At 31.8% G+C, this 15,532-nt stretch carries 16 protein-coding genes; 14 read left to right on the top strand and 2 right to left on the bottom strand.

All coding sequences use genetic code 11. The features are described 5' to 3' along the window. Positions 1 to 226: 226 nt before the first annotated feature. The 13 genes from DK442_RS10470 (at position 227) to DK442_RS10410 (ending at position 12,781) form a co-directional block, all read left to right on the top strand. Positions 227 to 1,351, top strand: coding sequence for a glycoside hydrolase family 88 protein (locus tag DK442_RS10470; RefSeq protein WP_109435812.1), 1,125 nt, complete (start codon positions 227 to 229; stop codon positions 1,349 to 1,351). Between the two features lie 4 nt (positions 1,352 to 1,355). Continuing rightward, positions 1,356 to 2,201, top strand: a complete 846-nt coding sequence (gene kduI / locus DK442_RS10465; protein ID WP_109435811.1) for a 5-dehydro-4-deoxy-D-glucuronate isomerase — start codon at positions 1,356 to 1,358, stop codon at positions 2,199 to 2,201. 1 nt (position 2,202) lies between these two features. Then, entirely contained in the window at positions 2,203 to 3,000 is a 798-nt protein-coding gene (locus DK442_RS10460) for a gluconate 5-dehydrogenase (RefSeq protein WP_109435810.1), read from the top strand. A 123-nt stretch (positions 3,001 to 3,123) separates the two neighbouring features. Continuing rightward, complete coding sequence (locus tag DK442_RS10455; RefSeq protein ID WP_109435809.1) at positions 3,124 to 4,371, top strand: Nramp family divalent metal transporter; 1,248 nt, start codon at positions 3,124 to 3,126, stop codon at positions 4,369 to 4,371. 12 nt (positions 4,372 to 4,383) lie between these two features. Then, on the top strand, positions 4,384 to 6,312 hold the full coding sequence (locus DK442_RS10450) for a hypothetical protein (RefSeq protein WP_109435808.1): 1,929 nt from the start codon (positions 4,384 to 4,386) through the stop codon (positions 6,310 to 6,312). 103 nt (positions 6,313 to 6,415) lie between these two features. Then, a complete protein-coding gene (locus tag DK442_RS10445; RefSeq protein WP_109435807.1) occupies positions 6,416 to 6,895 on the top strand; it encodes a DUF1203 domain-containing protein in 480 nt (159 codons plus the stop codon). 153 nt (positions 6,896 to 7,048) lie between these two features. Then, positions 7,049 to 7,624 carry a TetR/AcrR family transcriptional regulator gene (locus tag DK442_RS10440; RefSeq protein WP_109435806.1) on the top strand — a complete coding sequence of 192 codons (576 nt, stop codon included), beginning with the start codon at positions 7,049 to 7,051 and terminating at the stop codon, positions 7,622 to 7,624. A 60-nt stretch (positions 7,625 to 7,684) separates the two neighbouring features. Further along, positions 7,685 to 8,569 carry an SDR family oxidoreductase gene (locus tag DK442_RS10435; protein WP_109435805.1) on the top strand — a complete coding sequence of 295 codons (885 nt, stop codon included), beginning with the start codon at positions 7,685 to 7,687 and terminating at the stop codon, positions 8,567 to 8,569. A 9-nt stretch (positions 8,570 to 8,578) separates the two neighbouring features. Beyond that, a complete protein-coding gene (locus tag DK442_RS10430; RefSeq protein WP_109435804.1) occupies positions 8,579 to 9,445 on the top strand; it encodes an AraC family transcriptional regulator in 867 nt (288 codons plus the stop codon). Positions 9,446 to 9,508: 63 nt separating this feature from the next. Beyond that, positions 9,509 to 9,937: an SRPBCC family protein gene (locus tag DK442_RS10425; protein ID WP_160114119.1), complete on the top strand. Its 429-nt coding sequence runs from the start codon at positions 9,509 to 9,511 to the stop codon at positions 9,935 to 9,937. Between the two features lies 1 nt (position 9,938). Next, the gene (locus tag DK442_RS10420; RefSeq protein WP_109435802.1) at positions 9,939 to 10,718 is read left to right on the top strand and encodes a hypothetical protein; all 780 of its coding nucleotides are present in this window, start codon (positions 9,939 to 9,941) and stop codon (positions 10,716 to 10,718) included. 252 nt (positions 10,719 to 10,970) lie between these two features. Further along, on the top strand, positions 10,971 to 12,179 hold the full coding sequence (locus DK442_RS10415; protein WP_109435801.1) for a GAF domain-containing sensor histidine kinase: 1,209 nt from the start codon (positions 10,971 to 10,973) through the stop codon (positions 12,177 to 12,179). Positions 12,180 to 12,244: 65 nt separating this feature from the next. Further along, positions 12,245 to 12,781 (top strand): pyridoxamine 5'-phosphate oxidase family protein, encoded by a 537-nt coding sequence (locus tag DK442_RS10410; protein WP_109435800.1) that lies wholly within the window; start codon positions 12,245 to 12,247, stop codon positions 12,779 to 12,781. 28 nt (positions 12,782 to 12,809) lie between these two features. Here the strand turns inward: DK442_RS10410 and DK442_RS10405 are convergent, their stop codons facing one another. Together DK442_RS10405 and DK442_RS10400 are read right to left on the bottom strand one after the other, a co-directional pair. Beyond that, positions 12,810 to 13,373 carry a hypothetical protein gene (locus DK442_RS10405; protein WP_109435799.1) on the bottom strand — a complete coding sequence of 188 codons (564 nt, stop codon included), beginning with the start codon at positions 13,371 to 13,373 and terminating at the stop codon, positions 12,810 to 12,812. A gap of 43 nt (positions 13,374 to 13,416) precedes the next feature. After that, positions 13,417 to 13,788, bottom strand: a complete 372-nt coding sequence (locus DK442_RS10400) for a hypothetical protein (protein ID WP_109435798.1) — start codon at positions 13,786 to 13,788, stop codon at positions 13,417 to 13,419. A 340-nt stretch (positions 13,789 to 14,128) separates the two neighbouring features. Between DK442_RS10400 and DK442_RS10395 the strand changes: the two genes are divergently transcribed. Continuing rightward, a complete protein-coding gene (locus tag DK442_RS10395) occupies positions 14,129 to 15,352 on the top strand; it encodes a tRNA modification GTPase (protein ID WP_160114118.1) in 1,224 nt (407 codons plus the stop codon). Positions 15,353 to 15,532: the final 180 nt, after the last annotated feature.

The following is a 15,532-nucleotide window of genomic DNA, read 5'->3' as shown; positions in this document are numbered from 1 at the left end:
CCTAAGAAATACATGAATATTATCAAAATAATGAATGAGTAGATGTAAAATGATAATATTAATATATAACATATCAAAATCTATATACTACTAAGAACACGCTAACCCTAAGTTTGTACTATTCTTTCTTGATGTAATTCTGGAGTAAAATGATTCCTGTAATAAATTAAAGAATCTAATTAAGAATACTATAGCATCATAATTGTCAAATAATAAATAAACCATAATGAAAAAAAGAATGCTAAATTTTACTACTAAAACATTTGCGATATTCTTCGTGATTCTTTTCGTAGCATCTAACCTTATGGCACAATCTATTTATGAGCGACCTCAAATTAAGGAGCTTATAGATAGAGTAAATGCGTATCAATTAAATCACCCTTGGAAAGAGTATGATGATAATTGGATACGAGGAACTTATTATGCTGGGGTAATGGCGTGTTATTTTGCAACAGAAGATAAAACCTATTTAGAGCAAACAGATAAATTATGTACATCTTTAAAATGGAAAGTACCTACACTACCTCCAGTGCACCCTGCAAGTGGAGCTAATTTATTAACTGTAGGACAATCTATGATTCAGTCTTATATGGCAAAACCAGAAAAGAGTAAGATCAGAGGAGTTATTGACCATTTAGATAATCCAAATCTTAGAAATCCAAAAGGGAACCCGCATCAATGGTATTATGAAAATGGCACACGATATGTAGATGCTTTATTTACAGGGCCACCGACCTTAGCGATGCTGTATAATGTTACTGGAGATCAAAAATATTCTGACTGGATGGATGCTATGTTTTGGGATGTTTATGGTAAATTATACAATACAGATACTAATCTGTTTTATAGAGATAAACGCTTTTTTCCTTCAAACAAAAATGGCAAAAAAATAGTATGGTCGAGAGGGAATGGTTGGGCTATGGCTGGTATTGCAAGAATTTTAGAGTATTTGCCAATGGAGCACGGTAATTATAAGCGCTATGAATCCGTACTTAAAAGTATGGCAGCAGCTTTAAAAGAATGTCAAGCTAAAGAAGGGTTTTGGTATCCAAACTTAGCAAATCCAGATCATGCACCTTTTAAAGAAACAAGTGGAACCAGCTTCTTTATCTATGGACTTGCTTATGGTATAAATAATGGAATTTTAAATAAAGAAGAGTACTTACCTATAGTTAAAAAAGCATGGAAATCTGTGACTGATGAAATTAGTAAAGAAGGAAAAGTACAATGGGGACAATTGGTAGGAGACCAACCCGTAAATCTTTCTAAAGACGATTCTCACGAATATGTTACGGGAACGTTCTTATTAGCAGCTAGTGAAATGTATAAAATGAACCTTAAAGGAAAATAAGAAAATGGATCATATCACTTATGAAGAACGTTACGCGGCACATCCAGCCGATGTAAAAAACTATGACACCGATAGACTTAGAGAACAGTTTTTAATTGAAAAAAACTTTGAAACAGATAAAATAGTATTGACGTATACTATGAACGACCGCTTTATCGCAGGTGGTGCTGTTCCAGTTTCAAAATCACTATCATTAGATCCTATCGATCCACTTAAAGCATCACACTTTTGTGATCGTAGAGAAGTTGGAATGATCAATATAGGAGGAGAAGGAATTGTAGAGGTAGATGGAAAAGAAATCGTTCTACTTCCTATGGAAGGAATTTATATTGGAAAAAATACCAAGTCTATAATCTTAAAAAGTAAATCTGGCAGTAACCCTGCTAAATTTTATATTAATTCTGCCCCTGCTCATCAAGCTTATCCTATAAAAAAGATTGAGCTTAAAGACAGAATTACTTTAGATCTAGGAAATTCGAATGACGCTAATGAGCGTCAAATCTTCCAGTACATCGTTGCGGCGAGTGTACAAACTTGTCAGTTACAAATGGGGATTACAAAACTAAAACCCGGTAGTATTTGGAATACGATGCCCCCACATACGCATAATCGCCGTATGGAAGTATACTTATATATAGATCTTCCTAAAAATCATGCGATTAGTCATTTTATGGGCGAAGCTACACAAACCAGACATATTTGGATGACCAACGAGCAAGCAGTTATTTCTCCACCTTGGTCTATACACTGTGCTTCTGGAACTTCGAGCTATAGCTTTGTTTGGGGAATGGCTGGCGAAAACTTAGACTTCACAGATATGGATGCTATAAAAGCAATAGAATTGAAATAATATGGGGATTTTAGATAGTTTCAAATTAGATAACAAAGTTGCTTTAGTTACAGGAGGTTCAGACGGAATAGGAAAAGATTTAGCACTTAGTTTAGCACAAGCTGGTGCTAAAGTCTGCATCAACGGAAGATCCAAAGAAAAACTGGACCAAGCAAAAAAAGATTTTAAAGAAAAAGGATTTGATGTATTTGCTATTGCTTTTGATGTCAGTGATGAAAAAGCAGTAAACGTAAGTATTAAAACTATAAAAAAAGAAATAGGTTCTATTGATATTCTTATCAATAACGCTGGAATTATTAAGCGTACACCAATTTTAGAAATGGAAGAAAAGGATTTCAAGGAAGTTTTAGATATCAATCTTGTTTCTACATTTTTAGTCTCAAAAGCTGTAGTTCCTGATATGATTACCAAAAAAGAAGGAAAAATAGTCAACATTTGTTCCTTAATGAGTACGTATGGTCGCAACTCGGTTTCGGCCTATGCTTCTGCAAAAGGCGGTTTAGCTATGCTTACCAAAAATATGTGCGTAGAATGGGGTAAACACAACATCCAGGTCAATGGTATTGCACCGGGATATATCAAAACTGCAAAGACCGAAGAATATGCTAGTAAAGGACATCCATTTAATAACTTAATAATGACAAGAACCCCTGCTGCACGATGGGGTGTTGTAGAAGACTTATCTGGTACTGCTATTTTATTGTCTTCAAAAGCAGGAGATTTTATTAATGGACAAATCATTTATGTAGATGGCGGTATTACAGCTAATATGGGGTACATGGAAAACGAGAATAATTAACTAACAACAAAAACGAACTATCTCAAAAAATTATTCCATAACAGATTAGCCTTTTATTTTAAATACAAAAAAGAAAAACCGTTTTAGATTTGAAACGGTATTTTCTTTCCTAAAAAAGTGAATATGTCAAAATTAAAAAAAATACTAGTCAGTGTTTTACCGGGAATATTCTTAATAGGATATAATGTTGGAACAGGAAGTGTAACTTCTATGTCTAAAGCTGGGGCTAATTTTGGTCTAGATCTACTGTGGACTGTTCTAGTAAGTTGTGTTATGACGTATTATTTAATTACGCTTTTTAGTCGCTATACTATGGTGACTAAAGAAACCGTTATTCAAGGGATTAAAAAACACATCCATCCCGCTTTAGCAATTGTGTTAATTGTTGCTTTATCGACTATAATAGTTAGTGCCCTTACTGGCTTGTTGGGCATTATGGCAGATGTAATGGCAGAATGGTCAGAAGCTGTTTTACCATGGAATATTTCATCTTTATCGTGGGCAATCTTAATTGGAGTGTTAATTTATGTTCTTATTTGGTTTGGAAATTATGAGTTCTTCGAAAAGGTTTTAGCCATTTTGGTAGCAATTATGGCTTTAGCTTTTGTTACTACCATGTTTATGAATTTTCCATCTATATCCAAGTTGGTAAAAGGGTTTATTCCAAGATTTCCACAAACTGCAGAAGGTAGCGATAATAGTCCATTTATTATTATAGCTGGTATGGTGGGAACTACAGTGTCGGTATTTGCCTTTGTAATTCGGTCACAAATTGTAAAGGACACAGGTTGGGATATGTCAGACAATAAACTGCAGAAACGTGATGCATTTGTAAGTGCCTCTTTAATGTTTATTATTAGTTCTGCTATACTAATTACCGCTGCTTCGACTTTACATGTTAAAGGTTTAAGCTTAAATAATGTTGCAGAAATGATTCCTTTAATGGAACCTATTGCTGGTAAAGCCGCTCTAGGGGTTTTTGTTATAGGTATTCTTGCCGCGGGTTTATCTTCTCACCTCCCCAATACGCTTGTAATTCCGTGGCTCATTATAGATTATAAAGAACAGGAAAGAAATACAAAAACAGTAAGTTCTCGAGTAATCGTATTACTTTTAACATTATCAAGTATTTTAGGGATAGGTCTAGGTTTTAGACCTGTATTTATTTTAATGCTATCGCAAGCTAGTATAGCCATAGTATTACCCATAACTATAGGGTCTGTATTTTACTTAACTTGTAAAAAGTCACTAATGAAATCGAATGTAAACAAAATACATGACATCATTATATTGATATTGATTATGGCATTTACGTTGTATGTTAGTAGCTTAGGTGTTGAAGGTTTACTAAAAGACCTCGCTAATATTTAAACTAAAGTCCCCATGAAAAGAGCATCACAAATCTCTTTATTATCGTTTTTTTTGACTATAGTTTCTTGTAGTAGCTTTTTAAATGGTCAAAACCAAAATAAAACTATTTCTAAAGAGAATATTAAAAAAGCAAACAGATTGATCCCTCAAGTAGTACAAAGTACCACTATTCGTAATGAGGCTCATCCGCTATCAGGAAAAATTAATAGGTTTTTAAAAAACCAAGATAATCTTAATGATTTTAAACTTACAGGGTTGAAGAGGAATGATTATCTAGAAATTATCGAAAAGCAAGTGCGTGCCATGCTAAAATATCAAAATAGCAAAGGTCGCATTATTGACCCTGTCGAAAAAGTTGAAAAATATTATACCACCCCCTGTTTTGCACATAGTGTAGCAGTGTTAGCTTTTTCAGGAAAATTAAAAAAAACAGATCCTCTTTTTGAAAGTGGTGTAAAAGCATTAACTGAATCATTAAACGATATGGTTAACAATCGAGTGAATGGAAATCATGGAGATTTTTACACTTGGCCAGTGATGTTAGCTTACGAAAACTTTAAACCTTTTGTAAATAAAGAGATTTTAAATTCCTGGAATACAAGTTTAAAATCCATCGACATTTCCAAATTATATGCTTTTTACAATAAAGAAAAGGCAATGAATTGGATTTTGGTGCATGCCTCTGGAGAATTTTTAAGAGCTAAAAATAAGTTTACCTCTCATGAGTATGTAGAGAGGATGTTAGGCTTCCAACTTTCTAATTTCACGAACTCGGGAATGTATAATGAAGGAGGAAATCCTTTATCATACGATCTTTTTGCCCGACATTATTTAGCAGGGGTCTTACAACTAGGATATAAAGGAAAACATGCCGAAGTATTACAAGATAACCTATGGAGAGGTGCATGGACATCAATGTTCCTTCAATCTCCTTTTGGAGAGCTTCCGGCAGGGTATAGAAGTAGTCACCATATTTGGAATGAAGCAGAACAATGTGTTTTGTTTGAAATTTATGCTTCAGCATATTCAGATTTAGGAAAAAAAGAAGAAGCAGGTGCTTTTAAAAGAGCAGCGATGTTATCTCTTAATTCTATTAAACAATGGATAAGAGAAGATGGTTCTGGTTATGTTGTAAAAAACAGATTTCCGATAGAAAATAAACATGGATACGAAAGATATTCTGTACACACTTGCTATAATATGTTAGCAACTTCGATGCTAGCTCAGGCATGGCAATTCTCTAATGATGAAATAAATGAATTACCTGCTCCTTCGGATATAGGAGGATTCGTAATTCCAATATTAAAACCGTTTCATAAAATATTTGCAAATGCTAACGGAACCTATCTGGAATATGAGACTAATGGAGATCAAAAATATAACCCAACAGGAATTATTCGATCACATATCAAAGGAGGACATCCTCAGTTAGGTCCTTCAAATGGGATCGCACCTCTCTTTAGTGGGGAAAATACATATATGGCTACAGGACCTTTATGGGAAAACTCTGATGGTACTTGGAGTTCCTTAGCCGAGCTTAAAATGGACCCGTCTAATGTTGAGATTTTAGAAGAAAACACTCATAGTGTGGAGTTTAAAATTACCTATGACATAGCTCCTGAAAAATCACAATCTATTACCGAAATCATTTCAATAAAAGACCATAAAATAATCGTTGAAACCGAGTTCAAAGGTTTTGAAGGAAAAAAACGTATTTCGTGGCCAATGCTTACTAATGATGGAAAAAATAAGGTTAAAAGCCAAATTTCAGATCGTTTTGTAGAGCTAGTACTCCAGGAAAAGAACATACGTTTTTCTGTAATTCAACCTCAAAAAATAAACTTAATATCATCAGATCATCTTATTAAACATGTAAACGGTATGTTTAAAGGTGTTTTTGCAGAGTTTTCAGGAAATAAGGTGATATATACATTAGAATAAAGAACATATGATGGTTTTATCTTTTCAATATATAGCAAGATCCGGATTTTATACATATGAAGCTGATACTACATTTACGGTATAATGTATAAATCTATTATTGATGAGAAATTTTAAAATTGTTCCCCTTTCTGAGGAATATGCTTTGCAGATAAAAACAGAAAAAAAAGATGACTATGGTCTAGAGGTTATGGAACAGCTATCGACAGGAGCTGGACCTTGCCGAGTTTCTCTTCAACCATTTGAAATAGGAAAAGATATAAGATTGGTGTTTAGACATAGTCCATTTGATATCAAAAATGCCTTTGATCAACCCGGACCTGTATTTATTCATAAAAAACCTGTTAAAGCTTATGAAGATATTTACAATTTCCCGCCTGGTATAAAAAAAGATAGGGATAATTTCCCTTTGTCTTTGATAGGGTATAATCAAGAGCAAAAAATGGTATTTACAAAATTAGTTGGTGATGAAGATGTTGATGAGTTGATCGAAAAAATATTTAAAAATCATCATAATATCTCCTATTTACACGCCAGGAATTCTGAGGCATGTTGTTTTATCTGTAAAATAGAACGCCTTTGATATATTGACCTAAAGCTTGTAAAATTCATAGAACCAAGGAATTGAATGAGTTGTTTTTGATCCTATAATTTTGAATAATGTAAAAAAATAGAACAAAAAATTGTTGGTTTTAAAATAGTTCCTATCTTTGTAGACGACTGGTCTAATATAAAAATGAAAAAAGAAACTGTAGATAATATTTTAGCAATAGGTACCGATTTGGTATTAAAAAAAGGATATAATAACTTAGGTATCCTCGAAGTTTTAGAAACGGCTAAGATCCCAAAAGGATCTTTTTACTATTATTTTAAAAGTAAGGAAGATTTTGGAATACAACTCATCAAATATTATTCAGAACATTCATTAAAGATTTTAAATAGCTATTTAAAAGACACTAGCAAAAATCCAAGAGAAAGATTATTGTCTTTCTTTAATGATATGAAGAATGTATATTCTGATAAAGGGTTCAAAGAAGGATGTTTATTAGGGAATTGTAGTTTGGAGTTATCTGATGTTTCAGAATCATTTAGTACAGTAATTTCTTCAGAATTGGATAAATGGCAGTTTTGTTTTGAAGATTGTATTATTGAAGGACAGAACACAGGTGTTATTAGCGCTGATAAATCATCTGTGGATATGTCGAACTTTATTCTTTCTGGATGGGAAGGAGCTATTTTGAGAATGAAATCTTCAAAAAATAATGATGCTATTGAAGTTTTTATTCAATATGTCTCAAAATACATTCTTTAGTTTTTTTTAGATATTTAGTAGTAGACTGGTCTAATTTTAATTAAATTAAAAAAAAGAAAAATGAAAAACGTAGTAATTACAGGAAGTAGTAGTGGATTTGGGTATTTATCCGCATTAACTTTAGCCAGAAAAGGGTATAAAGTTTGGGCTACAATGAGAAATGTAGAAAGTAAAAATTCTTTGAAAAAAGAAGAATTACTAAAAATTGCTCAGCAAGAAAATCTGAAGATTTCTGTTGTAGAAATGGATGTAAACCTTGACGATTCGGTATCAGAAGCAATACAGATAATAGTAGATGAAGACGGCAGAATTGATCATTTGATTAATAATGCAGGGTATATGTTTGTAGGTATTACAGAAGCGTATAGTGTAGAACAAGCCAAAGATCAATTTGAGACGAATTTCTTTGGGATTTTACGTACAACAAAGGCAGTAGCGCCATATATGCGTAAACAAAAAGAAGGCCTTATTATAAATGTAACCTCACTAGCTGGTAGATTGGCTTTTCCTTATTTTGGTATTTATTGTGCAAGTAAGCATGCTGTAGAAGCATACTCACAAGCATTACGATATGAGTTAGCTCCATTTGGTGTTGAAGTAAGCGTTGTAGAGCCAGGTCCATTTGGGACGAATCTTTTATTTACAGGTCCAGCAGAAGAAGATCAAGGCGTATTTAATGAGTACGGAGATCATAAAGAAACTCCACATGCAATGTTGAAAAATTTTGAAGGTTTCTTTGAGACAGAAGACGCTCCAGATCCTCAATTAGTAGCAGATGATATTACTGGATTAGTTGAAGCGGCACATGGAAAAAGGGTAGAGAGAATAGTATCAGGAATCGATTATGGTCTTGTAGACTACAATGATAAAGTTGCTCCTATTCAGAATTCGCTGATTAAAGATACATTACAAATGGAGCATCTTTTAAAAATTGCTCAAAACTAAGTAAGTGATATGATCCTTTCTCATAAGACATTGGATTTATATAATAAAAGACTATTCGAAAAGGCGGTGATTAAACCGCCTTTTAATAAGCCTAATCCTATGCCCAATGAGGCCTGTTTTTTATACGTAATAGAGGGAGAATATGATGCTGTTTCAGAAACCAAAAAGTTGCGTATCAAGGTAGGAGAATCTGTACTTATGAAGTGCGGTAACTTTGTTTCCAAAATGTTACCTGATAAAAAAGAGGGTACTTATGAGGCTATTGCAGTTCATTTTTATCCAGATATTCTAAAAAAAGCCTATGGTACTACCTTACCTTCTTTCTTGAAAAAGTATACCGTCACAGAAAGATCAAATATGGTAAGACTGGAAGCATTGGTATTAATTAAGAAATATATCGATAGTATTCTTTTTTACTTTGAAAACCCAAGTATGGTAAATGAAGATATCCTGGTATTAAAACTTAAAGAAATCATACTTCTTTTACTACAAACAGATAACTCTCAAAAAATAAGAGAAATACTATCTAATCTTTTTATCGAAAACTCATTTAGTTTTAATGAAATCATTGAAGCACATATTTTTTCTTCTGGAGTAAATATTTCAGATTTAGCCATGTTAACCAACACAAGCCTGTCATCTTTTAAAAGAAAGTTTAAAAAAATCTATAATGATAGCCCCAATAATTACATTAGAAATAAGCGTTTGAATAGAGCTGCTGATCTTCTGTTAATTTCAGAATTAAGTATTTCTAATATTGCATATGATTGTGGCTTTAATGATATAGCACATTTCTCAAAATCTTTCAAACAAAAATTTAGTATTTCCCCTTCAATTTACAAATTGAACCAAAAACACAAAATGTTGAACGAATAGCAAAAAACATGTCTTGTAATTAAGAACAACTTTGCATCAATATTAACTATTAAAATATATATGATGGAAAAGTTTTCTCAAAAAATCACCCATGCTATGAATGTTACTCCGCAACAAGCATGGGAAGTTATTAGTAAAGTTGAAGGTGTAGATCAATGGTTTGCATCGCTTATTAAAACCTGTCGCATAGCAGATGGAAAACGCTTTTGCGAAACTCATGATGGGTCCAAACTCGATGAAGATATTATCGAGGTTAATGCAGAGACAAAAACTTTTGTTTATGGAATTCCTTCTCAGGAAATGTTACCCGTAGAAAATATAGTAGGAACGATGAAAGTAAAATCAATTTCTGATCAAAAGACTGAAGTAGAATGGTCGGCAACATTCGATGCTGACAAGGAGAACGCACCAGTTGCTCAGGAAGCATTTAGAAATCTTTGGACAATGGGTTTAAAAGACATGGAAACTTTTATTAATTCAAAAAATCAATAACATGAATGTATTAAAACTGAATTTAAGTCTGGCAATAGTGGTATTGATAATGTCTTGTAATAAGGAATCAGAAACATCTACCATAGCATTGCATAAAACGAATAAAAAAAATAAAGTAGAAGAAATGGCAATATCCAAAAAAGAAGAAATCATAAATGTTGCTTTGGTATATCTTAAAGATGGTCAAGAAGAAAAATTTGAAGAGTATAAGAGAAGGGGAGCGGCCATACTAGAACAATATGGGGGTAAGATAGAACGAATTATTAAGCCTAAAATGTTGGCAAAAGGAGATGTTGAATTACCAGACGAAATACATTTTGCATCTTATCCAAGTATTGAAGTCTTTAATAAGTTTAATCAGGACGAGGAGTTCATGAAGGTAAGAAAGGAATTTGCAATGCCATCTATTAAAGATATTTCGATCTTTACTAGTAAGAATACTGATTTTAAATTTAAAAAAGAAACAGGAGACAAAACCAAAACATACGGTATTGCTTTAGTGTATTTTAAAGAAGGAGAGAAGTATAGAAAGCAATTTGGAGAATATCACGATGAAGCATGTAAAATAATTCCTGAATTTGGGACTCATTTTGAACGTTTTATTGCTCCATTTGAGTCAAAAGGAATAGTCGAAAAACCTGATGAAATACATAGGTTTTATTTTGACTCACCAGAAGGGATGAAACAGATGGGAACAGATCAAAGAATGCAGGCATTATTTCCTAAACGAGATGCTTCACTAAGTAATCTAATTTTCTTTATTGGAGAAGCGATATTATAATTTTATAAAGAACTTTTGGGATTAAAATCACTACCGTTAATAATAATGGTAGTGATTTTATAGGTTTTTTTAACAAAAGATTAATATGCTAAAACCAAAAAACAAGACCTTAGCGATGTACTTTGCTGTAATGTTTCTCTAAAAAAGTGTACTAAGTTGATATTACCAAAGAACATTTTTTTAATGTATTACTAAATGATTAATTTAGATAGCTGTTCTTTGTAGTATATTTAACTTTAAAGTATCGGTATTATGATTTCCCCAAGCATTCCGAAAAATGAAAAAGAACGTCTGGCAGCCGTAGAAAAGTATCAATTATTAGATACACTGCCAGAAGAAGATTATGATAATATAACCTCGCTGGTATCCTATATTTGTGATGCTCCGATATCGTTAATTACGTTATTAGATAAAGACAGAAATTTTTTAAAATCACATCACGGAGTCCCATTTAGTGAATCCCCTAGAGAAATTTCATTTTGTGGTCACGCAATTAATTCTAATGATACGATTACCATTATCGAGGATTCTAGAAAAGACAAACGTTTTTTTAATAACCCTTTGGTTACAGAACATCAAGCCATTTTTTATGCAGGGGCTCCTTTGGTAGATTCAAATGGTTTTAAATTAGGAATGTTATGTGTGTACGATAATAAACCCAGAAAACTTACTCAAGAACAACAAAAAGCATTAATATCTATGGCCAAACAGGTTATCAATTTGTTTGAACAGAGGTATCAGAATTTTAAACTCCAAAAAATTCAAGATAAATTAAAAAGTAGAAATGAAGATTTAAAGAAATTTGCAAGTGTTGTTTCTCATGATCTTAAATCTCCGTTAGCTAATATTATTTCTTTAACCGAACTTTTGGCCTATGATAATAAAGATACATTAAATAAAGAATCTTTACAGTACTTGGAGTACCTAAAATCATCCTCGTATTCTCTTAGAAATTATATCGATGGTATTCTTAAGTTTTATAAGAGTGATGATCTCATTATTCATAAAAAAGAAACTGTTGCTTTTGATGTCTTAATGCATGAATTAAAAAGAATCACTGATACAGAACGAAATGTTATTTTTAATTTTCAAAGTGACGTAGAAGAACTCACAGTTAATAGGGCTGCACTTATGCAGATATTGATCAATCTTGTTACTAATGCAATTAAGTATAATACAAAGTCTAATATAATTGTAGAGGTTGATTTAAGAGATACAAAGGATTTTTATGAGTTTTCTGTAAAAGACAATGCTGATGGTATTCCACAAGAACATTTAGATAAAATTTTTGAGCTTTTTTCTGTAGTGGGAGTAGCTGATAGAGATGGAAATGTAGGAACGGGTATCGGATTAGCAACGGTCAAAAAAATTATTAGTAATCTGGGAGGGAAAATTACTGTTTCTTCTAAGGAAGGAGAAGGAAGTTTATTTACTTTTACAATAACTAAAGAGATGCTATAAATATTGATAACATAATCAATGTTTAATGTTTATGGAAGTAAGAGTTGTAATACGTAAAAGATAAAATGGCTAAGATATTTGATGAGATCAACCCAGAATTTGAAACTTTTATAAAGAATCAGAAGATTTTTTTTGTTGGGACTGCTGCGACAGAAGGGCGAGTAAATATTTCTCCTAAAGGTATGGATACATTTCGGGTTTTAGGACCAAATAAAGTAGTGTGGCTTAATCTTACTGGTAGTGGAAATGAGACAGCCGCACATGTATTAAAGAATAACAGAATGACAATTTTGTTTTGTTCTTTTGAAGGAAAACCACTTATTCTTAGACTTTATGGACAAGCTAAGATATATCATCAAAGAGATGAATCTTATCATGAATACATTGATTTATTTCCTAAAATTTTAGGTTCTCGACAAATTATTGAAATGAATGTGGATACAGTACAAACATCATGTGGGTATGCCGTTCCTTTTATGGATTTCAAAGAGGAAAGAACGCAACTTAAATCTTGGGCAGAGAAGCAAGGAGAAGATCGGTTAAAAGAATATCATAAAGAAAGGAACAAGGTAAGTATTGATAATTTCAAAACCGGAATCTAGGATATAGATAGAATCGATATCAATTTCATTAAAGAGATACACCAACTAAGACTCCTATTCCTACACCTCCAATAGCATAGAGCACTTTTTCAAAAGCACTTTTTCTTCGTTGTCTTTTAGTACTTTTTTCTACGATTTCAAGACTATTAGTGGCCTTCTCTAAGCTGTTTACGGTATAATCTAACGCCCTTTGGGTATTAATTAAGGTAGCTTGAGTTTTTTGATAAACAATCTGATCTAAACTGTCGCTTTTTGCAAAATTGGATTTTAATTGATTTTCTAATTCTACATTACGTCTTAGAGTTGCTGTATAATTTTTGAGTATAGCCTCTGTAACGGTATCCTTGTCTTTCATCCCTTGATAAATTCTTTTCATTGTCTCATAAGAAATAGAATTCATTAAATAAATGTCTGATGTTCTAAAAATATAAGGGACATCTTTTTTTGCCAAATACGGTACCCCTTTGCGGTTAGCATAAGATGCAGGGATTTCATAGGCCTTTATAGAATCTAACTCTACTACAAGCAGATCTTGACTATAAGAGATCGAAATGGAGAATATCAAAAAGGTAAGTAAATAGAATTTTTTCATGATGCTAAGAATTATGAGTGATAGACTTTATTCTATATAGAGTTTATAAGCCAAATAAGCTGTCTAACAATTTTGTTTCTACAGTTATTTTGTCCTGAATTTTCTTTAATGAATCTTGGAGTTTCATTTTATGGTCCCAATCTATTGCATTTTTCTCTCCAAAATCTAGTAATAAAGAATCTCGTTTATGGGTTACAAGATCTTTTTGAAGTTTCAATTTGTTTATTTCTTTTAGAGATTTTTGTAAATTGATTTTGGTAGCAGCTAAAGTATCTTTTGAGATTTTTAATTCTTCTCGAGCTCTATCCAATTCTGATTTTATAATTTTCCAATTGGATCCAGAATTAAAAGATATATATCCAATAATGACCAAAAATACGAGAGCAACGATCTGAAGAATAGTATTAATTTTCATTTATGTTTTTTTGTGTTTCTGCTACGGTATCCATTCAAAATACTTTCTTTGAAAGTATAATATGTTGGTTAATTTATCTAGAGGAATAAATGTAAGTATTTTATTTATTTCAAACACAGGGGAAACACCCCAAAAAAAATAAAAATTTTAATACAACCATAAGGTTCTCATAATAATGGCCTTAGGGTCTTTTTGTTGGTTGATTATAATTATTTAGGATTATTTTTTCTTCCAGTATCAAAAAATGAAACTACTAGTTTGTATTGTTGCAATTGCTAGGTCAAATAGGACCCAGTTTTGTATAATAATTTTGGAGAAGAAACAGAAACTAAACATTGAAATGAAAAAACTACCACTTTTACTTTTATTAATGATCCTTAGTGTTACAGGATATGCTCAAATTAAATTTGAAAAAGGATATTTTATAGATAATAATGGATCAAAGACAGAATGTCTAATTAAAAATATCGATTGGCATGATAATCCTACCCAAATTCAATATAAAATAACAGAAGATGCCAAAGCCAAAACAGGGTATATAAAAAATATTAAAGAATTTGCTGTCTCAGATTTAAGATATATAAGAGTAACTATAGATATAGATAGGTCAAGTAAAGATTTGAAGAAGTTAAGTGACAATAAAAACCCTGAATTTAAAGAAGAAACACTTTTTTTAAAACATTTGGTTAAAGGAGAGGCTAATTTGTACTTATATGAAGATGGGAATCTAAGAAGATATTTTTATAATGTAGGAGATGATAATATCCAGCAATTAATTTATAAAGTATATAGGGTGTCCAGTATTCAAATTGATAAGAATAATCGATATAAACAACAACTTTGGACAGATGTACGATGTGATAATATAGAAGAAAGTGAAGCTGCAAAAACTGAATACAAAAGAAAAAGCCTAATAAAATATTTCACAAAATATAATACCTGCATAGATCCAAGTTTTGTAAACATTCAAAAAAGAGAGGATCGAGACTTATTTAACCTAAGTATTAAACCAGGGATTGGTTTCGCATCTTTACCATATAGAAATAGGACTTCTAGTAATGTAGGTGATTTTGAAAATAAAACGACTTTTAAACTCGGTGTCGAGGCTGAGTTTGTCTTACCGTTTAATAAAGGTAAATGGGCAATATTTATAGAGCCTACATACCAATCGTATGATTCTAATATAGAAACAGAAACAAATCCTTCCTTTACAGGAACGCCAACAATTCGGAATTATAAGGTAGAATACAAGTCTATTGAACTACCCATAGGTGCACGACATTATTTCTTTTTGAATGATAAATCTAAGTTGTTTGTGAATGTAGCTTATGTATTAGATTTTGAATTTGATTCAACATATTCGATACAGATTAATGCTGCTGATCCAACATCCTTTGATCTGGAGTCTAGAACTAATGTAATTGGAGGTGTTGGTTTTAAATATAATAATAAATATAGTATAGAAACAAGATTTGCAACTGGTCGTGAAATATACGGGCGATTCAATGCGCAAAGCTATAATTACAAATCATTCTCTGTTATTTTAGGATATACGTTATTTTAAAATTAGGTCTTTTGTAATTCAAGAAAGAAATAGGTGTGCATTAAAAAAAGCCTCAAGAATCTTTATTTTTGAGGCTTTTTACTTGGTGTTTTATCAATAGTAAATCTCTTAATTTTTTGGTAAGAATTTTTTTCATATTTCTTCATTATTGTATTTAATTGTACATTAGTCCCATACCTA

The organism is Aquimarina sp. AU119 (assembly GCF_900312735.1).
GTDB lineage: Bacteria > Bacteroidota > Bacteroidia > Flavobacteriales > Flavobacteriaceae > Aquimarina > Aquimarina algiphila.
This window is presented reverse-complemented; position numbering and strand designations above follow the sequence as displayed.